The 20,754-nt window shown below is 62.4% G+C and carries 17 protein-coding genes and 1 pseudogene; 4 read left to right on the top strand and 14 right to left on the bottom strand.

All coding sequences use genetic code 11. The features are described from left to right. Positions 1 to 120: 120 nt before the first annotated feature. Entirely contained in the window at positions 121 to 1,524 is a 1,404-nt protein-coding gene (locus AC0L3N_RS23135) for a DEAD/DEAH box helicase (RefSeq protein ID WP_473549686.1), read from the bottom strand. Between the two features lie 409 nt (positions 1,525 to 1,933). On the opposite strand from AC0L3N_RS23135, the gene AC0L3N_RS23140 reads away from it, so the two are divergent. Further along, entirely contained in the window at positions 1,934 to 3,466 is a 1,533-nt protein-coding gene (locus AC0L3N_RS23140) for an acyl-CoA carboxylase subunit beta (protein ID WP_473549675.1), read from the top strand. 35 nt (positions 3,467 to 3,501) lie between these two features. On the opposite strand, the gene AC0L3N_RS23145 is transcribed toward AC0L3N_RS23140, so the two are convergent. Together AC0L3N_RS23145 and AC0L3N_RS23150 are read right to left on the bottom strand one after the other, a co-directional pair. After that, positions 3,502 to 5,505 carry a hypothetical protein gene (locus tag AC0L3N_RS23145; RefSeq protein ID WP_473549676.1) on the bottom strand — a complete coding sequence of 668 codons (2,004 nt, stop codon included), beginning with the start codon at positions 5,503 to 5,505 and terminating at the stop codon, positions 3,502 to 3,504. Beyond that, positions 5,502 to 7,034 (bottom strand): NAD(P)H-hydrate dehydratase, encoded by a 1,533-nt coding sequence (locus AC0L3N_RS23150; RefSeq protein ID WP_473549677.1) that lies wholly within the window; start codon positions 7,032 to 7,034, stop codon positions 5,502 to 5,504. Before AC0L3N_RS23150 ends, AC0L3N_RS23145 begins: the two co-directional genes overlap by 4 nt. Before the next feature lie 377 nt (positions 7,035 to 7,411). Here AC0L3N_RS23150 and AC0L3N_RS23155 point away from each other — a divergent pair, with 377 nt between their 5' ends. Both AC0L3N_RS23155 and glnA read left to right on the top strand, forming a co-directional pair. After that, entirely contained in the window at positions 7,412 to 7,750 is a 339-nt protein-coding gene (locus AC0L3N_RS23155; protein ID WP_095494897.1) for a P-II family nitrogen regulator, read from the top strand. Between the two features lie 54 nt (positions 7,751 to 7,804). After that, positions 7,805 to 9,214 carry a type I glutamate--ammonia ligase gene (gene glnA, locus AC0L3N_RS23160; RefSeq protein ID WP_473549678.1) on the top strand — a complete coding sequence of 470 codons (1,410 nt, stop codon included), beginning with the start codon at positions 7,805 to 7,807 and terminating at the stop codon, positions 9,212 to 9,214. A 170-nt stretch (positions 9,215 to 9,384) separates the two neighbouring features. Here glnA and AC0L3N_RS23165 read toward each other — a convergent pair whose 3' ends face one another. Further along, complete coding sequence (locus AC0L3N_RS23165) at positions 9,385 to 10,425, bottom strand: glutamine synthetase beta-grasp domain-containing protein (protein WP_287139218.1); 1,041 nt, start codon at positions 10,423 to 10,425, stop codon at positions 9,385 to 9,387. A 317-nt stretch (positions 10,426 to 10,742) separates the two neighbouring features. On the opposite strand from AC0L3N_RS23165, the gene AC0L3N_RS23170 reads away from it, so the two are divergent. Next, positions 10,743 to 10,937 (top strand): DUF2735 domain-containing protein, encoded by a 195-nt coding sequence (locus AC0L3N_RS23170; RefSeq protein WP_123151494.1) that lies wholly within the window; start codon positions 10,743 to 10,745, stop codon positions 10,935 to 10,937. An 87-nt stretch (positions 10,938 to 11,024) separates the two neighbouring features. On the opposite strand, the gene AC0L3N_RS23175 is transcribed toward AC0L3N_RS23170, so the two are convergent. The 10 genes and pseudogenes from AC0L3N_RS23175 to rplQ all read right to left on the bottom strand — a co-directional run bounded on the left by AC0L3N_RS23175 (position 11,025) and on the right by rplQ (position 20,746). Continuing rightward, complete coding sequence (locus tag AC0L3N_RS23175) at positions 11,025 to 12,914, bottom strand: MFS transporter (RefSeq protein ID WP_473549679.1); 1,890 nt, start codon at positions 12,912 to 12,914, stop codon at positions 11,025 to 11,027. Positions 12,915 to 13,201: 287 nt separating this feature from the next. Then, positions 13,202 to 13,993, bottom strand: coding sequence for an ATP12 family chaperone protein (locus AC0L3N_RS23180; protein ID WP_473549680.1), 792 nt, complete (start codon positions 13,991 to 13,993; stop codon positions 13,202 to 13,204). Between the two features lie 11 nt (positions 13,994 to 14,004). Next, positions 14,005 to 14,858: pseudogene (locus AC0L3N_RS23185) on the bottom strand (DMT family transporter). Between the two features lie 68 nt (positions 14,859 to 14,926). Next, entirely contained in the window at positions 14,927 to 15,907 is a 981-nt protein-coding gene (locus AC0L3N_RS23190; protein WP_095494905.1) for an RluA family pseudouridine synthase, read from the bottom strand. Between the two features lie 64 nt (positions 15,908 to 15,971). Next, positions 15,972 to 16,310, bottom strand: a complete 339-nt coding sequence (locus AC0L3N_RS23195; protein ID WP_287342270.1) for a DUF190 domain-containing protein — start codon at positions 16,308 to 16,310, stop codon at positions 15,972 to 15,974. Further along, a complete protein-coding gene (crcB, locus tag AC0L3N_RS23200) occupies positions 16,307 to 16,678 on the bottom strand; it encodes a fluoride efflux transporter CrcB (RefSeq protein ID WP_473549681.1) in 372 nt (123 codons plus the stop codon). Before crcB (AC0L3N_RS23200) ends, AC0L3N_RS23195 begins: the two co-directional genes overlap by 4 nt. 125 nt (positions 16,679 to 16,803) lie before the next feature. Then, positions 16,804 to 17,193: a fluoride efflux transporter CrcB gene (crcB, locus tag AC0L3N_RS23205; RefSeq protein ID WP_473487422.1), complete on the bottom strand. Its 390-nt coding sequence runs from the start codon at positions 17,191 to 17,193 to the stop codon at positions 16,804 to 16,806. Positions 17,194 to 17,272: 79 nt separating this feature from the next. Then, positions 17,273 to 18,583, bottom strand: coding sequence for a replication-associated recombination protein A (locus AC0L3N_RS23210; RefSeq protein ID WP_473487421.1), 1,311 nt, complete (start codon positions 18,581 to 18,583; stop codon positions 17,273 to 17,275). A 51-nt stretch (positions 18,584 to 18,634) separates the two neighbouring features. Next, complete coding sequence (locus AC0L3N_RS23215; RefSeq protein ID WP_473549682.1) at positions 18,635 to 20,122, bottom strand: DegQ family serine endoprotease; 1,488 nt, start codon at positions 20,120 to 20,122, stop codon at positions 18,635 to 18,637. 192 nt (positions 20,123 to 20,314) lie between these two features. Then, positions 20,315 to 20,746 carry a 50S ribosomal protein L17 gene (gene rplQ / locus AC0L3N_RS23220; RefSeq protein ID WP_023799277.1) on the bottom strand — a complete coding sequence of 144 codons (432 nt, stop codon included), beginning with the start codon at positions 20,744 to 20,746 and terminating at the stop codon, positions 20,315 to 20,317. Positions 20,747 to 20,754 lie beyond the last annotated feature (8 nt).

Below are 20,754 nucleotides of genomic sequence, written 5' to 3' on the forward strand. Positions count from 1 at the left end.
CCCCCCCCCCCCCCCCCCCCCCCCCCCCCCCCCCCCCCCCCCCCCCCCCCCCCCTTTTTTTTTTTTTTTTTTCCCCCCCCCCCCCCCCCCCCCCCCCCCCCCCCCGGCTGCACTATCTGATTACGCAGCCCGCGCCGCTGGCCGCTTGCCGCCGAAACGACGCTTGTTGTTGCCCTTGAAGGGCTTGGCGCCTTCCGGCTTACGCTCGCCGGCGAAGGCCTCGCCGAAGCGCTTCTTGCCGAAGCCGTTGTTCTGGCCACCGGGACGCCTGCCGTCGCGACGGCCATTGCGGTCGTTGGCCGGCTCGAAGCTGCGCTCGTACTTTTCGGCGGGATTGCGCTGCGGATCGGGGCTGCCGAGATGGTCGGCAACGATCGGCAGCTTGGTGCGGATGATACGCTCGACCTGGCGCAGCTTGCTGTTCTCGGACGGGTCGCAAAGCGTGATGGCGATGCCGTCCATACCGTTACGACCGGTGCGGCCGATGCGGTGGACATAGCTCTCCGCCTCGTCCGGCAGGTCGAAATTCACCACGTGGCTGATGCCGGGCACGTCGATGCCGCGCGCCGCGATATCGGTCGCCACAAGAATACGCACCGAACCCTCGCGGAAATCATTCAGCGCCTTCTGGCGGGCGTTCTGCGACTTGTTGCCATGGATGACGGCGGCCTTGAAGCCGTCGCGCTCGAGGTCCTTGGTCACCCTGTCGGCACCATGCTTGGTGCGCGAAAAGATGATGACCGACTTCATAGCCTCGTCGGCGAGCATCGTCGAAAGCACCTGGCGCTTCTGCTTGGTACGGGCAAAGACGACGCCCTGCACGATCTCGGCCGCCGCAGTGCTGTGAGGCGCCACTTCGACGCGGATCGGGTTCTTCAGCAGACCCTTGGCCAGTTCGGCGATTTCGGCCGGCATGGTCGCCGAGAACAACACCGTCTGACGGTCCGGCGCGGTCGCCCTGGCGATGCGCTTGACGTCGTTGATGAAGCCCATGTCGAGCATGCGGTCGCCCTCGTCCAGCACCAGCCATTTGGTGTCGGCAAGCACGAGATCGCCCTCACGCACCAGGTCGGTCAGCCGGCCGGGCGTGGCAATCAAAATGTCGACGCCGGGAGCAATCTTTTTTACCTGGCTGAAGCGCGAGACGCCGCCAAGCACGAGTGCTGTCGAGACATGCGCGCCCTTGGCGAGCAGCTTGATCATCTCTTCGATCTGCACGGCGAGTTCCCGCGTCGGCGCCAGGATCAGCGCGCGAGCGGTCTTCGGCCGGCGCTTGGTGCCGAGCGCGATGATCTTCGACAGGATCGGCAGCGCGAACGCCGCAGTCTTGCCCGAACCGGTCTGGGCGATGCCGAAAATGTCACGGCCTTCCAGCTGCGGCGGGATCGCCTGCGCCTGGATCGGCTTCGGATCGGTGAAGCCGGCGCCATGGGTGGCCTTGAGCAGCGCGCCCGTAATTCCAAGTGCTGCGAAACCTGAAAGTTCCCCAGTGTCATTACCGGTCAGAGTGTCCTTGCCGGTCAAAGTGTTTTCGTTGGTCAAAATATTCTTCTTTCACGCGGCTCCTGGCCGCAAACATCGATGGCGGCAGGGCGCAACAACCTGCCGTCGAAAAAACTGTCATGAAACGACAAGGCGGCGGACGTTATCGTCCGCACGGCTGCGCTGTCGTGCCCGCAGGCATCATGCCACGGGGCTTTTTCGCCGCCTTGCCGATATGTCGGAAAGAGGGAAAACAGACGCAACCAGTCTCATTCGTCGAGAAGGCCGGATAGTCCCGGCCCAAGCGCCTATGTCGCCGCATATGGCCCAGTTCGTTGCGAAATGCAAGGGGCGTCATGTTGCAGCGCAGCGAAAGCCATGGCGAAGCGGCGCTTGCGCTCGCCTGCCGTCATGATTACCACAAATCAGCTTCCGTTTTGGGGATCGACCGATGAAGGACGTGCTGAAGGAACTCGAGCGCCGCCGCGATATGGCGCGCATGGGCGGCGGCCAGGCCCGCATCCACGCTCAGCACAAGAAGGGCAAGCTCACCGCGCGCGAACGCATAGACGTCTTTCTCGACGAGGGTTCGTTCGAGGAGTTCGACATGTATGTCGAGCATCGCTCGACCGATTTCGGTATGGAGAAGACCAAGATCGCCGGCGACGGCGTCGTCACCGGCTGGGGCACCGTCAACGGCCGCCCGGTCTATGTCTTCGCCAAGGACTTTACCGTGTTCGGCGGCTCGCTGTCCGAGGCCCACGCCGAAAAGGTGGTCAAGGTGCAGGAGATGGCGCTGCGCAACCGCGCGCCGATCATCGGCCTCTACGACGCCGGCGGGGCCCGCATCCAGGAAGGCGTTGCAGCACTAGGCGGCTATGCCGAGATCTTCCAGCGCAATGTGCTCGCCTCCGGTGTCATCCCGCAGATTTCGCTGATCATGGGCCCTTGCGCCGGCGGCGACGTCTATTCGCCGGCAATGACGGACTTCATCTTCATGGTTCGCGACACCTCCTACATGTTCGTCACCGGCCCGGACGTGGTGAAGACGGTCACCAACGAAACGGTGACTGCCGAGAGCCTCGGCGGCGCCTTCGTCCACACGACCAAGTCCTCGATCGCCGATGGCGCCTACGACAATGACGTCGAGGCGTTGCTGCAGATGCGCCGGCTGGTCGATCTGCTGCCTGCCTCCAACACGGCTGATATCCCCGAGATCCAATGCTACCAGTCGGTCACCGATCATGATCTGTCGCTCGACCGGCTGATCCCCGACAACGCCAACAAACCCTATGACATCAAGGAGTTGATCCTTAAAGTTGCCGACGAGGGTGACTTCTTTGAGATCCAGCAGAATTTTGCGAAAAACATCGTTACCGGTTTCGGGCGCGTCGAAGGCCGCACGGTGGGCTTCGTCGCCAACCAGCCGATGGTGCTGGCCGGCGTGCTCGATTCGGACGCCAGCCGCAAGGCGGCGCGGTTCGTACGCTTCTGCGACTGTTTTTCGATTCCGATCGTCACCTTCGTCGACGTTCCAGGCTTTCTGCCAGGCACCGCGCAGGAATATGGCGGGCTGATCAAGCACGGCGCCAAGCTCTTGTTCGCCTATGCCGAAGCGACGGTCCCGAAGATCACCGTCATCACCCGAAAGGCCTATGGCGGCGCTTATGACGTGATGGCGTCAAAGCATCTGCGCGGCGATATGAACTATGCCTGGCCGACGGCGCAGATCGCGGTGATGGGCGCTAGGGGCGCGGTCGAGATCATCTATCGCAAGGACATCGGCGATGCGGAGAAGATCGCAGCGCACACAAAGGCTTACGAGGATCGCTTCCTGTCGCCCTTCGTCGCCGCCGAGCGCGGCTATGTCGATGAGGTGATCATGCCGCATTCGACCCGCCGCCGCATTGCGCGCGCGCTCCGCATGCTGCGCAACAAGGATATGCAGAACCCCTGGAAGAAGCACGACAACATTCCGTTGTGAGACGCTGATGTCGCGAAAGCGACCACAGCAAAAGCTCACTCCGCTTCCGCCGCGCCGAACCCCGCGCCCATCGTCGCGCGGACGGCGCCCGACCACGGCGTGGCATGATTGTCGAAGCGCATCTGGAAGATAAAATAGGTCGGCGAGCAGAAGCCGATACCTTTTACCCTGCCGATACCAGGCGTATCGGGCGGCAGCGACTGGCACATATAATCCTCGCGGCAGAAATGATCGGCCGAGCAGGCCGGCCTGTTGCCGCGATTAACGGCGCCGCCGAGGCACTGGTCGAAATTGTTGGTCGCCACGCAAATGTCGAATTTTTTCCCGCCGACCAGCCCGCAGATCTCGTTCGGCATCGGCTTGCCCGGCTTGAAGCCGGCAAAGGCACGATCCTTGTCATTGCAGCCGCGATAGGCGATGCCGGCCGGCACGCCGATCTTCGGCGGCCGGCAAGTGTAGGCGGTGCGCGAAATATCGGTGGCGAAGGCCGCGAATTGGCCTGATATGCTGTAGCGGTCATTGAAAGGCTGCGCCGGGTTGCTGGCGATCGAGCCGGTCAGACATGGATGGCCGGAGAACATCTTTTCGCTGCCCTTGGGCAACAGGCATTGCGCCAATTTCGTCCGCACGCCCGATGCAGTCGCCAGCACCGTGCAGACGGTGCCGCCGCCGCATTGCCAGCCCGCAGCGAAGTGCTTTGCGTCCTCCGGCATCAGACACGGCATCGCCACCTCGGCCGGCAGATAGGCGACCTCGCCGGCGTCCTGCCATGCGGCCGGCGGCGCGAAGGACAGCGGGCGGAGGCGGTTCGGCTCCTTGCCCTCGACGGTCGCGCGCAGCCACGCTTCGCGCCGCGGCATCTCGGCGTGGAGATGCGGCGAGATGCCGACTTCGATGCGGTTCAGCGGCGATGTGGTCTTGTCGTCGAGGCCGATGAAATGGAAACCGGCGGTCGAACCCGCCTGATGGCAACCCTGGCAGGCGCCATTATCCAGCCGCTCGACCAGCGCTTCCGGCGTGCGCACCAGCTTCAGTGCGGAATAGTCGAGCCCAGAAAAATCCGCGGGCTGGAATAGCGGCGTGAACGGGTGATTGGCCTGCCTTGCGCTGCCGAAAGTCGACCACGAAATGACCTTCTTCGCCAGGAATTCATCGGGGATTTCATAGACGCCGAGATCGACCGCCGCGAGATTGGAGCTGATATAGTCGGCAAGTTTTGCTTTCAGAGCGGCGTTTTCCGAGAGCAGCGCCACATCCGGCGTGTTTTCCAGCGGCTTTTCGCTGACCGTCTCTCCATCGACGCCGAAAATCCGCATGAGATAGGCGGCCTGCCCGCCGAATTCGGTCTCCTGGCCGGAGGGAAAGCGCACCACCTGGGCGTTGAGCTCGAGCTGCTTGAAGGTCAGCCCGGCCTTCTCCAGCGGCCCGCCGATGAGCCAGCCGGTATCGACGGTCTCGTCGAGCTGCGGCGTCCAGCGCCCGGCAACGCCGACGCAGCCGCCGTCGGCGTCCGGCGCGGCGCTGTAGATAGCATTGAAGTTGAACGGCAGGCGCGAGGCCAGAACCTTGCCATTTTTCTTGAAGCTGTAGGCAAGGCGATAGATGAAACGCACCTCGCCGCAGCGCCCGTCGCCTCGTATATCGGCGAAATCACGCCGATCGAGCCGGTTGACGACACCGACCAGCCGGAAACGGGCGGCGTCGGTCTTCAGCCAGCGCATGTCCATGATGCGGCCGACATTGCCGTCGGTGACTTCGTAGAGCGGCCGCCCGCCAGCCTTCATCTCGGCCCGCAGCGCGGCGACATCGCCGGCAACCGTTTCGACGATCCGGTGATAAGCAGGCGCCTTGTCATAGAGCGCCTTCAGGTCGCCCCCGCCATCGACGCCAAAAATGCCGGCGAAGCCAAAACCCTTGGTGTCGAGGGCGGCAAGCAAGGCCGGATCGTCGACGATCATCACCGGACCTTCGGCGCGCGCGAGGTTGGCTAGGAAGAGGCTGACGAAAATCACAGCGATCAAGGCGAGCCGACGGTTCATTCAGCGGTCATCCCGTGGCGATTTTCGACAAGCTCGCGCAGCACCGGCACCAGCGCCAGCGGCAAGTCTTCGGCGATCAGCCCAGGCCCGAAACGGCTGCCGGCCTCGGCATGGATCCAGACCGCCGCGCAGGCGGCTTCGAAAGCCGGCATGCCTTGCGCCAGGAAACCGGCGATGATGCCCGACAGCACGTCGCCCGACCCGGCTGTGGCCAGCCATGGCGCGCCGTTACCGTTGATCGCTGCCCTGCCATCGGGCGCCGCGATCACCGTGTCCGCGCCCTTGTAGACGACGATGGCACCGGCACGCTCGGCGGCAGTGCGCGCCTTGGCCAGCTTGGACAGGTTCTTGTCTCCGGCGATGTCTGGAAACAGCCTGGCGAATTCGCCCTCATGCGGCGTCAGCACCAGCGCCGGCGCGTTCGGGCGGCGGGCGGCTTCGAACAAAACGTTGGGCGTATCGCGAAACGCGGTGATGCCATCGGCATCGAGCACCAGCCCGTCGACCCGGCCGTCTTGCTGCTGTCCGGCGGCCAGTACGCCGAGGGCAAAATCGCGTGTTTTTTCGCCGACGCCAAATCCGGGTCCGAGGACGAAAGCCGACGGCCAGCGGCCGGCGATGAATTCCTGTACGTCCGCGATGCTGTCGGCCTTGCGCAGCATGATCGAAGTCAAATGCGCGGCATTCACCTGCAGCCCGTTCGCCGGCGACAGCACGGTCACCGCCCCTGCCCCGCTCCTGGCCGCGGCGAGCGCCGACAGCCGTGCCGCACCCGTCGCAGATGGCCCACCAGAAAAAGCGCCGACATGGCCGCGCCTGTATTTATGCGTGTCGACGGCTGGCATCGGGAAACTTTTTAACCAAAGCGGCGGGGTGTTCTCGAAGGTCCGCGGTTCAAGCTGCGCAATGATCCTATCGCCGATGCCGATGTCGGCAATCACCAGCTCGCCGCACATCTCGCGCCCAGGCAACAGCAGATGGCCGGCCTTTTTTCGCGCGAACGTCACCGTGAATCGGGCGCGGAATGCCTGGCCGAGAATCTGGCCGCTCTCGCCTGACACGCCTGAGGGCAGATCGATCGCAACGACGGGCAGGTTCAGTTCTGTCGCAACCTCGACCGCCCTGGCGGCATCGCCGGATAGCGGCTTGGACAGCCCTGCCCCATAAAGGGCGTCGACCAGGATCGCTCCTGTCTCGGCGGCAAATTCCGACAGCGGCCGAGGCCTGACCGGGCATTCCGAAGCGGCGAGCGCCGCGTCGCTGCCGGCTTTGGGCGAGCCGGATGCCCACATCAAGACGTCGATGGCGCTGTCCTGAAGAATGCGGGCGACGACATATCCGTCGCCGCCATTGTTGCCCGGCCCGCACAACACGTGGACGCGCCTGGCAGCCGGACAATGGGCGAGCACCACCGCAGCGACCGCGGCACCTGCATTGCGCATCAGGCCAATGCCGTCGAGAGGTCCGGCGGAGATCGTCAACCGGTCGGCCTCGGCCATTTCGGCCGGAGACAAAATTTCATTGTTCATGGATGCCGATCCGCATTGGCTCAAGCCCGATCCTTGTGGTCAAAACATTGTCCAGTTTTCGGTTCGAAGCAAACGGTGATGAGGTGGCACAATCCATAAGCACATCTTGGGGACAATGGCTTCGTCGAAGCACAAATGCTCACGAAATGCTCTGTCTGCCCAATTATTGTGCGGACGAAAGCGCCGACAATGTGTAGGTTCCCAGTATCCATGACGCATCCAACGCAGCGAATGACGCGAATTTACCCCCCAACGCGGCATGGCATCGAAATCGCGTGATACCGCTTCGAATCCCCTCAAATTGGCACAATTCGTGCTTGAAGGAGGCGCAAGCGGGGCTCACAACCCGTCTTTTGGCAGTGGAGGCCATTTTTTACATGAAAAAGATCGAAGCGATCATCAAGCCGTTCAAGCTAGACGAAGTGAAGGAAGCGCTTCAGGAGGCCGGGCTGCAAGGCATCACCGTTACGGAGGCCAAGGGTTTTGGCCGCCAGAAGGGCCATACCGAACTCTATCGCGGCGCTGAGTATGTCGTGGATTTTCTGCCCAAGGTGAAAATCGAGGTCGTGCTCGGCGACGAGGCGGTCGAAGGCGCGATCGAAGCCATTCGCAAGGCGGCCCAGACCGGCCGCATCGGCGACGGCAAGATCTTTGTCTCCAACATCGAGGAAGTCGTGCGCATCCGCACCGGCGAAACAGGGATGGACGCGGTCTGAGCTTTCTGATTTCAGATCATTTCCTCGAAACGTCATCAGACAGGGAAACATGACATGACGACAGCCAAAGACATCATGAAGCAGATCAAGGACAACGACGTTAAATTCGTTGATCTGCGCTTCACCGATCCGAAGGGCAAGCTGCAGCACGTGACGATGGATGTCGTCGAGGTCGAGGAAGACATGTTTGCCGACGGCGTCATGTTCGATGGGTCCTCCATCGCCGGCTGGAAGGCGATCAACGAGTCCGACATGGTGCTGATGCCCGATACCGAGACGGTGCATATGGATCCGTTCTTCGCGCAGTCGACCATGGTCATCCTGTGCGATATCCTCGACCCGATCTCCGGAGAATCCTACAACCGCGACCCGCGCGGCACCGCCAAGAAGGCCGAAGCCTATATGAAGGCGGAAGGCATCGGCGATCAGATCTTCGTCGGCCCGGAAGCCGAGTTCTTCGTGTTCGATGACGTCAAGTACAAGGCCGACCCGTACAACACCGGCTTCAAGCTCGACTCCACCGAATTGCCGTCCAACGACGACACCGACTATGAGACCGGCAACCTCGGTCACCGTCCGCGCATCAAGGGCGGCTATTTCCCGGTGCCGCCGATCGACTCGGCGCAGGACATGCGCTCGGAGATGCTGACCGTGCTCGCCGAAATGGGCGTGCGGGTCGAAAAGCATCACCACGAAGTGGCCGCTGCCCAGCACGAACTCGGCATCAAGTTCGACACGCTGGTCCGCAACGCCGACAAGATGCTGATCTATAAGTACGTCGTGCACCAGGTCGCCAATGCCTACGGCAAGACGGCCACCTTCATGCCGAAGCCGGTCTTCGGCGACAACGGCTCGGGCATGCACGTCCACCAGTCGATCTGGAAGGAAGGCAGGCCGACCTTCGCCGGCAATGAATATGCCGGCCTGTCCGAGAGCTGCCTGTTTTACATCGGCGGCATCATCAAGCATGCCAAGGCGATCAACGCTTTCACCAACCCGCTGACCAACTCCTACAAGCGCCTGGTCCCGGGCTATGAAGCGCCGGTGCTGCTCGCCTATTCGGCGCGCAACCGCTCTGCCTCCTGCCGCATCCCGTTCGGCTCGTCGCCGAAGGCCAAGCGCGTCGAGGTCCGCTTCCCCGATCCCGGCGCGAACCCTTACCTCGCCTTTGCCGCCATGCTGATGGCCGGCCTCGACGGCATCAAGAACAAGATCCATCCCGGCCAGCCGATGGACAAGGATCTCTACGACCTGCCGCCGAAGGAACTGAAGAAAATCCCGACTGTGTGCGGCTCGCTGCGCGAAGCCTTGCAGAGCCTCGACAAGGACCGTGGCTTCCTGAAGGCTGGCGGCGTGTTCGACGACGACCAGATCGACAGCTATATCGAGCTCAAGATGGCCGAAGTGATGCGCTTCGAAATGACCCCGCATCCGGTCGAGTACGACATGTATTATTCGGTCTGACCGGATCGGCTAAGCGACAAACGAAACCCCGCCGGAGCGATCCGGCGGGGTTTTTTGTTTGGGATGGAGAACACTCAATCGAGCAGTTGGTGTTGTCGCCCTTGGCAAAAACCCGACGCGACGAGAGCGAGACACGGCGCAGACACAGACGTCTGCGCCGTGAGCGATGCTCAAGCGGCGGCCGAAACTTCGGCGCTGGTCGGGACGGAGGCGATCGTCTTCAGGATCTGGGAAGCGATCTGGTAGGGGTCGCCCTGCGAGTTCGGACGGCGATCCTCAAGATAACCCTTGTAGCCGTTGTTGATGAAGGAATGCGGCACGCGGATCGAGGCGCCGCGGTCGGCGATGCCATAGCTGAACCTGTTCCACGGCGCGGTCTCATGCTTGCCGGTCAAACGCTTGTCGTTGTCCGGCCCGTAGACGGCGATGTGATCCATCAGGTTCTTGTCGAAGGCGGCCATCAGCGCCTCGAAATAGTCCTTGCCGCCGACTTCGCGCATGTAAGCGGTCGAGAAGTTGGCGTGCATGCCGGAACCATTCCAGTCAGTGTCGCCGAGCGGCTTGCAGTGGTATTCGATATCGATGCCGTATTTCTCGGTGAGGCGCTGCATCAGGTAGCGGGCCATCCACATCTGGTCGGCGGCCTTCTTGGAGCCTTTGCCGAAGATCTGGAATTCCCACTGGCCTTTGGCCACCTCGGCGTTGATGCCTTCATGGTTGATGCCGGCGGCGAGGCAGAGGTCGAGATGCTCCTCGACGATCTGCCTGGCGACGCTGCCGACGTTGCTGTAGCCGACGCCGGTGTAGTATGGGCCTTGCGGCGCAGGGTAGCCGCTCTCTGGGAAGCCGAGCGGGCGGCCGTCCTTGTAGAAGAAATACTCCTGCTCGAAGCCGAACCAGGCGCCCTCGTCGTCGAGGATGGTGGCGCGCTTGTTGGATGCATGCGGCGTCACGCCGTCCGGCATCATCACTTCGCACATGACGAGCACGCCATTGGTGCGCGCGGGATCCGGATAGATGGCGACCGGCTTCAGCACGCAGTCGGACGAGTGGCCTTCGGCCTGCATGGTCGAGGAACCGTCGAAGCCCCACAGCGGAAGCTGGTCGAGCGTCGGGAATTCGGCATATTCCTTGATCTGCGTCTTTCCGCGAAGGTTGGGAACCGGGGTATATCCATCGAGCCAAATGTACTCGAGCTTGTATTTCGTCATTCTAGCCTCTCGTTGCTTTGATCACCGAATCTTGGACGGCGCCGGCATGCCAGCCACCCTGCAGCCGACCTGCCGGACTATTAAAAAGCAATTCGTGTGCCATTTTCACCGGCCAAGGATGCGACAAAACTGACGCCGCATCCCGACAAATCCGGTGCCGCGTAATCGCAATGCGTCCGGATCAATCACAAGCATGTTCTGCATAAATAACAGGCAGATACTGATCTTTTTATAATCATATTGCCTAACTGGATTGCAGAACTTATCTTGTGGAAAGATTGAATCGGCAAGGCTCTGCAGAAGAAGGGAGACCGACAATGGAAATCACTCCTGCTCGTCAGTCGGCCAAAATCCTGATGTTCCCGGTGGCAGCGCGCGCTTCTGCCTCAAATTTAAGCGGAAAGGCTAAGTTCGCGGCAGAACTTGCCTCATTGCGCAACCGTACGGATTTCGGAAGCGGCTGGTATCACGAAGCGGCCATCGAGGAAGAAAAACAGGACCGGAAGAGCTAAACCTTTCGTCCGCATCGCTTTTGACGAATTGCAAAGCCCGGCGCGATCACTCGCGCCGGGCTTTTCATTTTTGCTGTCAGGCGAGGATCAGGTCTTGGCGTGCAAGTCCGTTCCCAGCGTATCCTTGACAAAGATCATACCGATGACCAGCGACATCGCCGCGATCACCACCGGATACCAGAGGCCGTAATAGATATCGCCGCTGTAGGCGCTGAGCGCGAACACCGTCGCCGGCAGCAGGCCGCCGAACCAGCCATTGCCGATGTGATAGGGCAACGACATGCCGGTATAGCGGATGCGTGTGGGGAACATCTCGACCAAGATCGCGGCGATCGGTCCGTAGACCATGGTCACGTAAAGGACCAGGACGAACAGGATGCCGATGACCTTTGCCCAGTTGACCTGTTCAGGGTCGGCAAACATCGCAAAGGCGCCTGCTGCCGGGACGCTGTAGACGGTGACCTCAGGCGCTCCCGCCTTGGCCTCTTCGGCCGTAAGCAGCTTGTCCTTGATCGCCTGGTCGGCCGCAACCGTCGTCTTGTCGCCGGCGCGGATTGCGGCGGCGTCGAGCTTCAGTTCCGGATTGGCCGCGACGAAGGCGTCAAGCTTCTGGTCGGCGACCTTGGCCGCAGCACGCTTCAGCGGATAGCCGCCGTCCTGCAACGCAATGTTGATTGCCTTCTTGAACGCAGCGTCGCTTGAAGCTGCCTTGTCTGCGGCTGCCACGGCATCATAGGACGTCACCGTTTCGTTGCCGATCTTGACGCTGGCCGCGGTGCCCGCTGCCGCTGTCGTGACAATGTCATAGGGCACGGAGCTCTTGGCAAGGAAATCCGTCGCAATATCGCACGACGTGAGAGGCTTGCGCGTTCCCGTCGGATTGAACTGGAACTTGCAGTCGCCAGGCGCAGCGGTAATCGTGGCACGGGTGTTTTGCTGCGCAGTGGCGAGCGCCGGGTTGGCTGCCCAAGTCAGCGCCTTGAACAGCGGGAAGGTCGTGACGATCGCCAGCGCCAGGCCAGCCATGATGATCGGCTTGCGGCCAATCTTGTCGGAGAGCCAGCCGAACACGACGAAAAAGATCGTGCCGAGCGCCAGCGCGATGGCGATCATGATGTTGACCGACTGGCCATCGACCTTGAGCACGTTCTGCAGGAAGAACAGCGCGTAGAATTGGCCGTTGTACCAGACCACGGCCTGGCCGGCAGTAAGGCCGAGAAGCGCCAGAATGGCGATCTTGGCATTCTTCCATTGGCCGAACGCTTCCGTCAGTGGCGCCTTGGAACCCTTACCTTCGTCCTTCATCCGCTGGAATGTCGGCGATTCGGCAAGCGACAGGCGAATCCAGACCGAAATGCCCAGCAGGATCGCTGAAACCAGGAACGGAATGCGCCAGCCCCACTCCGCGAAGTCTTCCTTGCTCAGTGAATTCTGCACGGTCAGGATGACGATCAGCGACAGGAACAGGCCGAGCGTGGCTGTCGTCTGGATCCACGACGTGTAGAAGCCACGACGGTCGTCGGGAGCGTGCTCGGCGACGTAGGTCGCGGCACCGCCATATTCGCCACCGAGCGCCAGGCCTTGCAGCATGCGCAGCGCAACCAGGATGATCGGCGCCGCGATGCCCCAACTGGCCGCGCCAGGAAGTATGCCGACCAGGAAGGTCGACAGGCCCATGATCAGGATGGTGACGAGAAAGGTGTATTTACGGCCGACGAGATCGCCGATGCGGCCGAATACCAGCGCACCGAACGGGCGCACGAGGAAGCCTGCGGCGAAAGCCAGCAGCGTGAAGATGTTGCGCGTTGTTTCGGGATACTGAGTGAAGAACGCAGCGCCGATCGCGGCCGCCAAAGTGCCGTAGAGATAAAAATCATACCATTCGAAAACGGTGCCGAGTGAGGAAGCGAAGATGACTTTCTTCTCTTCCCGCGTCATGCCGCGGCTTGCTCTGCCGGCGGTCGCTGCCATTGCCATGAATTCGTCCTCCCGTGACATCTCGCTGTGCTTGATGCTGCGCCGTGTCGTGCCTCTGGAACACGAACTCGGCCAGCAATCGCCGCGAGAAATGACAGAAAGCGCCGCCCAGAGGCAGCCCGCCTTTGGGATTATGACTTTGGTCCAATGCATCGGCCCGAAGATCAGAATCGATCTTCGGAAAGCACGATGCATAGATTCAAAGTGTTAGTGCGTACTTTGTGCGTCCAACTTGAGCAAGTTGGTCTAATGTGCAACGCGAAAACGAATGCGGGCGGCGATTGCCGTCAGCCCTTGAGCGCCTCGACAAGGCCGACCGCCGCCATGAAATCGCGTTTGCGGTGGGCACGGCGGGCGACAGCCTCCGCGTCATGGCCCCAGTGCTCGGCCTGCCAGTCCTCGTCGACATGGCCGGCAGTCCAGGCGGCGTCGCCGTCGATCTCGCCGAACTCGACGGCCAGCGCCAGCAGAGCCGATCCCGTCAACGACGTCATGACGTGGATGGCCGCCAGTCGTAGCGGGTCGGCACGCTGGGCAAGGTGAACACCGAGCACCGCAATGGTCTCACGCGGCTGCTCGATATGGATCACCCCTTCGGCGAGGTGAAACCGGGCGCCGAGCGCGCTCCGCGCCCAATCGATGATGGGATCCCAATGTTCGTCCTGCCGGTCGACCAGCCCTTGTGGGGCGTCGGCGCGATAGCAGAGCAGATCGGACGAGGCGAAGCGCAGGATGTCCTCCAGCACCGCCTGCGGGTCACTGGCGACGCCGTCGATGGCCGTGTTGACCAGACGCATGACCGGCATCGTCATCGGGTCGATGGTCTCACCTTGCGCAGCGAACTCGTCGGCGACCAGCGCGGCCGCTTTTTCGGTCGGCAGCACCAGCAGCGCCTTGCCCGGCGTGCGAACCGGCTTGCCATCGAGATGAACGGCAAAACCAGCTTCGGCCGGTGCGACCGAGACGGCTTTGTAGAAGCGTTTCGGCAGGTGCGTCTTCATCTGGATCTGGGCACGGCGTACCGGATCCGGATCGGAGAGCTGCTTTCCCGCTTCGAGGTCGTTGAGAATATCGCGCATGCCGGAGCCTTTCATCCGGGGATCTGTTTTCGGGCCGGCCGATTCACAATGATCAGGCCGGCTGCGATGAGGCCGAGTGCCAGGAAAATACGAATGGTCAGCGGCTCGTTCAAGAAGATGGCGCCGCACAGCACGCCGAACACCGGCGACAGGAAGGTGAAGCTCGACAGGCCCGATGCCGGATAGCGCCGCAGCAGCCAGAACCACAGCACATAGGTGAAGGCGACGATGTAGACCGCCTGAAAAAGCAGAGCCAAGGTCGGCAACGCGGCGAAGTCGCGGACAGGCGGGCAAAAGGCGCCACCAAGGCGCCGACCACGGCAGCGCCGGCCAATTGGTAGAGCAGCAATTTCTCGGCGCTCGTTTCCGCCAATTTCGTCCGCTTGATGACGATGTAGGTCAAGGCCCACAGAATGCCGGCGCCGAGACTGAGCAGGTCACCGGTCAATGTCGCACCATAATCGGCGCTCAACTGGTCGGAAAACACCGCGACCAGGCCAGCGAATGCGAGCAGAAGTCCGACGAGCCGGCGCACGGTGATGCGTTCGCCCAGCAGGAAATGCCCGCCGACCAATACCCAGAACGGCATGGTGTTGACCAGCAAGGTGTTGCGCGCGACGGTCGTCTGTTCGAGCCCGACATAGAGAAACAGGAACTCGAGACCAAAAAGCGCACCTGCCAGAATGCCGGCGACAAGCGTTCCGTCGCGGGTAAAAAGCACAATACCGCGCCAGCGGCAGCAGGCGAGAACGCACAGCCCGCCAATGATCGACCGCGCAATCGACAGGAAAACGGGATCATAGCCGGCATAGGAGATCTTGGCAGCGACGTAGTTCAGCCCCCAGGAAAAGGTCAGTCCGACCATGATGGCGGCGGCCGCTATGTCGACCCTGTCGCGGCGGTCGAGTGTATCGGTGGCGATACCCACTGGACCTAGTCCTCCGCGCTGGCGTCGTCGAAGCCGATCAGATTCCAGCTCTGGCGCATATGCGGCGGCATCGGTGCGGTGACGTCGATAAGACCCTTGTCGGGATGCGGGATGACGATGCGGCGCGCGTGCAGGTGCAAGCGGTTCTGCATGCCGCCGGGAAAATCCCAATTGGTGTCGGCCTCGAAATATTTGGGGTCGCCGATGATCGGGCAGCCGATGTGAGCGGCATGGACGCGAAGCTGGTGGGTACGGCCGGTATAGGGTTCCATTTCCAGCCAGGACAGGGTCTGCGCCGCCTGTTCGACGATCCGGTAATAAGACACCGCGTGGTCGGCACCCTTTTCGCCATGCTTGGCGACGCGAACGCGGTCGCCGTCGGGTGTCGGCTCCTTGATCAGCCAGGTCGAGATCTTGTCCTCGCGCTTCGGCGGCACGCCCTTGACCAGCGCCCAATAGGTCTTCTTGGTCTCACGCGCCCGGAACGCCTCGGCAAGTTTCATGGCGGCGAGCCTGGTGCGGGCGACGACCAGCACGCCTGACGTGTCGCGGTCGAGCCGGTGCACCAGACGCGGTTTCTCGCCCTTCTGGTTGCGCCAGGCTTCCAGCATGTCGTCGACATTGCGGGTGACACCCGAGCCACCCTGAACGGCAAGGCCTGCAGGCTTGTTGAAGACGAAGACTTTCGGATCTTCATGGATCAGCATCTTGGCCAGAACGTCGGCGTCGCCCTGGTTGCGGATCGAGTGACCGGTGAGCGGGCTCTCGCCCTTCTTGTCCACTTCGAGCGGCGGGATGCGGACCATCTGGCCCGGCTCGACGCGGGTATCAGCCTTCACCCTGCCACCGTCGACACGGATCTGGCCGGAACGCAGCAGTTTTTGCAGATGGCCGAAGCCAAGACCCGGAAAATGGGTCTTGAACCAGCGGTCGAGCCGCATACCCGCCTCGCCGGCCTCTACCGTGATCTGTTCAACGCCTGCCATAATTCCAATCGCCGTTTCGCTGGCATGCAACGGCATTCACCGGCACCCGCAACCTCACACTCGATCATTCGTTATCGGTTCCATATTGCAGAACCTGAACTTTCTCCAGTGTGATCAAACCACTTGTCATGATTGTTTCAAGGACGGGCAGGAAAGCGGCTATCTTTTCCTCGTCATCGACGATCTCGATCACAAGGGGCAGATCCTCCGACAGACGGAGGATCTTCGAGGTGTGAAGCCGGCTGGAATGGCCGAACCCCATCGCCCCGCGCAGGACGGTAGCGCCGGCAATCTGCATTTCGCGGGCCTTCAGCACAATCGCCTCATACAGCGGACGGCCGTCTGCCCTGTCGTTCTCGCCGATGAATATGCGCAGCAACTGCGCCTGTCTTGGTATCTTCATTGCCTGGATCCTCTCAGCCGGTTGAGGCGCACTGCAAGGATGTGGCCAAGCCAGACGGCGGCAAGCCACGTTACCACGGAGATCGCGATATTGGCCGCAGCCGCCATAAGCTTCCCGCTTTGCGCGAGGGTGAGCGTTTCAAGGCTGAATGCGGAGAAGGTTGTCAGGCCACCGCAGAAGCCGGTCATGAAGAACTGGCGCTGCAACGGGCTGGCGAAGACGCGGCCATCCGGCCCCGTCAATGTCGCATAGAAGCCGATGAGGAATGAGCCGACAATATTCACGAGGAGCGTGCCGAATGGGAATCCATTGCCCCACAGGGCAGTGCTCGTCAGCGAGGCAAGCGCCCGCAGCACGCCGCCAATCATGCTGCCTGCGGCCACGGTCGCATAGATCCGAACCGCTTCGTTCGTTTTGCGCCAGCTAATAAGGCGCGCCGCATGCTCTGCTGCGGCGGTGTCCGTCCCGCCGGAGCGGAGCTTCCGCGGGCTGCTCATGGCGCCCCACTGCCAATCAGAAGACTTCCTGCGGCAAAGCCCAGCGTCACACCACCGAGGCTCAGAAAGACCGAAAGCAGCACATTGCCGCCGGCGCGCAGCCATTCGCCCTCGCGCGCCAGTGCCAGCGTCTGCTGGCTAAAGGAGGAAACCGTGGTGTAGCAGCCGAGGCCGCCGGTTGCGGCAAAGGCCCAGATGGCGGGCATGCTGTCGCGCGCCACCGCATGCGCAACGACACCGATCGCAAATGCCCCCGAAACGTTGACGACCATAGTGCCCCAGGGAAAGGTCTCGCCGACCCGGCGGGCGACGAAGCCGGACAGGAAGAAGCGGGCCATTGCGCCGATCGCGCCGCCAAGACAGACAAGCAACAGATGATACGTCATGCTCCCTCCTGCCGGTCAAGCTACGGTGTCAGGCACCTCGGGCCTTCTTGGTCTCAAGAGACCGCAGGGCCGCGCGAGCCTACTTTTGCCGCTCGCCGCGCAGCTTCGCCCAATAGTCGAGCCGTTTCCTGATATCACGCTCGAAACCGCGCTCGGGCGGATCATAGAATGTGCGGCGGCCCATCTTTTCCGGAAAATAATCCTGTCCGGAAAAAGCGTCCGGCTCGTCGTGGTCGTAACGGTAGCCGGCGCCGTAATCTTCTTCTTTCATCAGCTTGGTCGGCGCGTTGAGGATGTGTTTGGGCGGCAGCAGCGAGCCGAAGTCCTTCGCCGCCTGTGTGGCGGCCTTGAACGCGGTGTAGACGGCATTGGATTTGGGCGCGCTGGCGAGATAGACGGTGGCCTCGGCGAAGGCGAGCTCGCCCTCTGGCGAGCCCAGGTAGTCGTAGGCATCCTTGGCCGCATTGGCGATGACCAGCGCCTGCGGGTCGGCCAGCCCGATATCCTCCATCGCCATGCGCACTAGCCGGCGGCCGAGATAGAGCGGATCCTCGCCGGCGTCGAACATACGGGCGAGATAATAGAGGGCGGCGTCCGGGTCGGAGCCGCGCACCGATTTGTGCAGTGCCGAGATCAGATTGTAGTGGCCGTCCTGGCCCTTGTCGTAGATCGGCGCCCGGCGCTGGACGATGCGCTGCAGGCCCTCGGCGCCGAACACCTCGCCTGACTTGGCGGCGCGCCAGACCTCTTCGGCCAGCGTCAGCGCCGCGCGGCCATCGCCATCGCTCATGCGGATGAGCATCGCCCTCGCCTCGTCGTCGAGCGGCAGCGCCCTGCCCTCGGTCTCCTCGGCACGCGCCAGCAGTCTTGCGATGCTGTCCTCACCGAGCGAATGGAAGACCAGCACGCGCGCGCGAGACAGAAGCGCCGCGTTCAGCTCGAAGGACGGGTTCTCCGTGGTGGCGCCAACCAGCACGACGGTGCCGTCTTCCATGACAGGCAGAAAACTGTCCTGCTGGGTGCGGTTGAAGCGATGGATCTCGTCGACGAAGAGCAGCGTCTGACGGCCATTGGAGCGGCGCAGCTTCGCCGCCTCGAACACTTTCTTCAGGTCGGCGACACCGGAAAACACCGCCGATATCTGTTGGAAGGCAAGGCTGGTTTCGCCGGCAAGCAACCGAGCGACCGTGGTCTTGCCCGTCCCGGGCGGCCCCCAGAAGATCATCGAGCCGAGCGAGCCGGAGCCGATCAGCCGCGTCAGTGCGCCGTCGGGCCCGGTCAGATGCTCCTGGCCAACGACCTCGCCGAGGTTCTTCGGGCGCAGCCGGTCGGCCAGCGGCCTGCCGGGCGGCGCCTTTTCCGGTTCATCGACACTGAACAGATCGGCCATGCACTTCGTTTCGTTGGAGCGCGATCTCGTCCGAAGGATCGACGCTCGGGCTCAGTAACGCAACACCTGGCGCAGTATCTGCCCGCCGCGCTCGACGGTAAAGCGCCACCAGCGCGTCTCTTCCATGGCTGCCTGTTCCAGGGTCGCGGCGGTATCGATGGTCAAGCCATTGACCTCGCGAACGATGTCGCCCGGCTGGAAGCCGAAATCGGCTGCGGGCGAACCGCGATTGATGTCGACCACAGCAACACCCTTGACATCGGCACGCATGCCGAGCCGCTGGGCGAGCCGGGGCGACAATTCCGCAACCTTGGCACCGGAAAACGGGCTGCGACCGCGCAGTGTCACTTCCGCGAGTTTTGCACCTTCCGGCGCGCGCTCCAGCGCGATTTCCATCGTCGCTTGCTGGCCTTTGCTGAGGACGGCGAAGCTGGCATTGGTGCCGATCGACAGCGTCGCCATCCGGTAATCCAGCGCCTCGATACTCTCGACCGACGTGCCATTGAGCGACAGCACGACATCGCCGGGCTTGAGCCCCGCCGTGGCCGCCGGCCCTGCTTCTTCGACGGACGAAACCAGCGCCCCGGTCGGGGTCTCCAGACCGAGCGATTCGGCGATCTGCGGCGTCACGCGCTCGAATTCGGCGCCGATATAGGGCCGCTCGAAGAAGTCGCGGCCGGCCTTGGCCGCATCGGCAAACGCGCGAACCATGTTGGAGGGAATAGCAAAGCCGATGCCGATCGAGCCGCCGCTGCGGCTGTAGATCGCCGTGTTGATGCCGACCAACTGGCCACCCATGTTGATCAGCGCCCCCCCGGAATTGCCGGGGTTGATCGCGGCGTCGGTCTGGATGAAGAAACTGGAATCGGAAACGCCGATGTGGCTGCGGGCAAGCGCCGAAACGATGCCGCTGGTGGTGGTCTGGCCGACACCGAAGGGATTGCCGATGGCCAACAACAGGTCGCCAACCTCGAGCGCGTCGGAATCGCCGATGGCGACGACCGGAAATGGCTTGTCGGCGGAGATCTTGAGCACGGCGAGGTCAAGCGTCTCGTCCTTGAGCAGCACCTTGCTGTCGAATTCACGCCCGTCCGCGGTGGCGACCTTGACCTGATCGGCGTCCTTGATGAGGTGGAAATTGGTGACCACTATGCCTGTCGGATCGACCAGCACGCCGGAGCCGAGCGAGGACTGCGCACGCGGCTGCGAACGGCCGAAGAACTCTTCGAAGAAAGGATCGCCGTCGAAGGGCGACCTCAACTTGGCCGTTTGCGAGGCATAGACATTGACCACGGCCGGCGCCGTCTGCTTGACCAGCGGCGCAAAGGACAGTTGCACCTCCTCGCGGCCAAACGGCACGCGTTTGTCTGGACCGGAGGTGGCATTTTCGCCTTCGGCGCCGCGCAGCATGTCGGTCAGCACATCGGACAGCCCGGGATCGGGCTTGGTGTCCTGAGCCAGCGCCTGCCTGGCCGCCGGCACGACTGCCAGCGCCATCAAGGCGCAGAGTAGAACAAGGGACAGCCGTTTTACGCGCATTCCGAATCCTCCGGGTCGGGCGCCATTGTCCCGACGATTGTGCAAAATGAAAGGCTAAGGCAATGAAATCGAATTATTCTCGAGGAAAAGACATGAGCTGAGTCACGAAGATCGCAGCAATGCCCCGTACCGCTTCCAGAATGCACAAAAGGGCCCGCAGGCCCTTTTGAACTCTTTCAGGGAAACCGAAGCTTATGCGGCTGCGGCTTCCTCGTCGGTGCCTTCTGCCTCGATGCGGGCACGGTCGCCGGCGCCCTTGGCCGAGGTGTCGCGATCGACGAACTCGATGACCGCCATCGCGGCATTGTCGCCGTGGCGGAAGCCCGCCTTCATAATGCGCAAATAGCCGCCGTTGCGAGTGGCGTAGCGCGGCGCGATCGTGTCGAACAGGCGCTTGACGACGCCTTCATTGCCGATCTGGGCAATCACCTGGCGGCGGGCATGCAGATCGCCGCGCTTGCCGAGCGTCACCAGCTTCTCGACGATCGGACGCAGATCCTTCGCCTTCGGCAAGGTGGTGAGGATCTGCTCATGCTCGATGAGCGATACGGCAAGGTTGGCAAACATCGACTTGCGATGGCTTATGCTGCGGGCGAACCGGCGGCCTTTAAATCCGTGGCGCATGGCTCTTC

Source organism: Mesorhizobium sp. WSM4807 (assembly GCF_055811615.1).

Excerpts from the sequence above, each read along its gene's own strand:
- AC0L3N_RS23155 (WP_095494897.1), top strand. The coding sequence starts at position 7,412 with ATGAAAAAGATCGAAGCGATCATCAAGCCGTTCAAGCTAGACGAAGTG.
- AC0L3N_RS23165 (WP_287139218.1), bottom strand. The coding sequence starts at position 10,425 with ATGACGAAATACAAGCTCGAGTACATTTGGCTCGATGGATATACCCCG.
- crcB (WP_473487422.1), bottom strand. The coding sequence starts at position 17,193 with ATGACGTATCATCTGTTGCTTGTCTGTCTTGGCGGCGCGATCGGCGCA.
- glnA (WP_473549678.1), top strand. The coding sequence starts at position 7,805 with ATGACGACAGCCAAAGACATCATGAAGCAGATCAAGGACAACGACGTT.
- AC0L3N_RS23190 (WP_095494905.1), bottom strand. The coding sequence starts at position 15,907 with ATGGCAGGCGTTGAACAGATCACGGTAGAGGCCGGCGAGGCGGGTATG.
- AC0L3N_RS23140 (WP_473549675.1), top strand. The coding sequence starts at position 1,934 with ATGAAGGACGTGCTGAAGGAACTCGAGCGCCGCCGCGATATGGCGCGC.
- AC0L3N_RS23180 (WP_473549680.1), bottom strand. The coding sequence starts at position 13,993 with ATGCGCGATATTCTCAACGACCTCGAAGCGGGAAAGCAGCTCTCCGAT.
- AC0L3N_RS23215 (WP_473549682.1), bottom strand. The coding sequence starts at position 20,122 with ATGCGCGTAAAACGGCTGTCCCTTGTTCTACTCTGCGCCTTGATGGCG.
- AC0L3N_RS23210 (WP_473487421.1), bottom strand. The coding sequence starts at position 18,583 with ATGGCCGATCTGTTCAGTGTCGATGAACCGGAAAAGGCGCCGCCCGGC.
- AC0L3N_RS23175 (WP_473549679.1), bottom strand. The coding sequence starts at position 12,914 with ATGGCAATGGCAGCGACCGCCGGCAGAGCAAGCCGCGGCATGACGCGG.
- crcB (WP_473549681.1), bottom strand. The coding sequence starts at position 16,678 with ATGATTGGCGGCGTGCTGCGGGCGCTTGCCTCGCTGACGAGCACTGCC.
- AC0L3N_RS23195 (WP_287342270.1), bottom strand. The coding sequence starts at position 16,310 with ATGAAGATACCAAGACAGGCGCAGTTGCTGCGCATATTCATCGGCGAG.
- AC0L3N_RS23170 (WP_123151494.1), top strand. The coding sequence starts at position 10,743 with ATGGAAATCACTCCTGCTCGTCAGTCGGCCAAAATCCTGATGTTCCCG.
- AC0L3N_RS23145 (WP_473549676.1), bottom strand. The coding sequence starts at position 5,505 with ATGAACCGTCGGCTCGCCTTGATCGCTGTGATTTTCGTCAGCCTCTTC.
- rplQ (WP_023799277.1), bottom strand. The coding sequence starts at position 20,746 with ATGCGCCACGGATTTAAAGGCCGCCGGTTCGCCCGCAGCATAAGCCAT.
- AC0L3N_RS23150 (WP_473549677.1), bottom strand. The coding sequence starts at position 7,034 with ATGAACAATGAAATTTTGTCTCCGGCCGAAATGGCCGAGGCCGACCGG.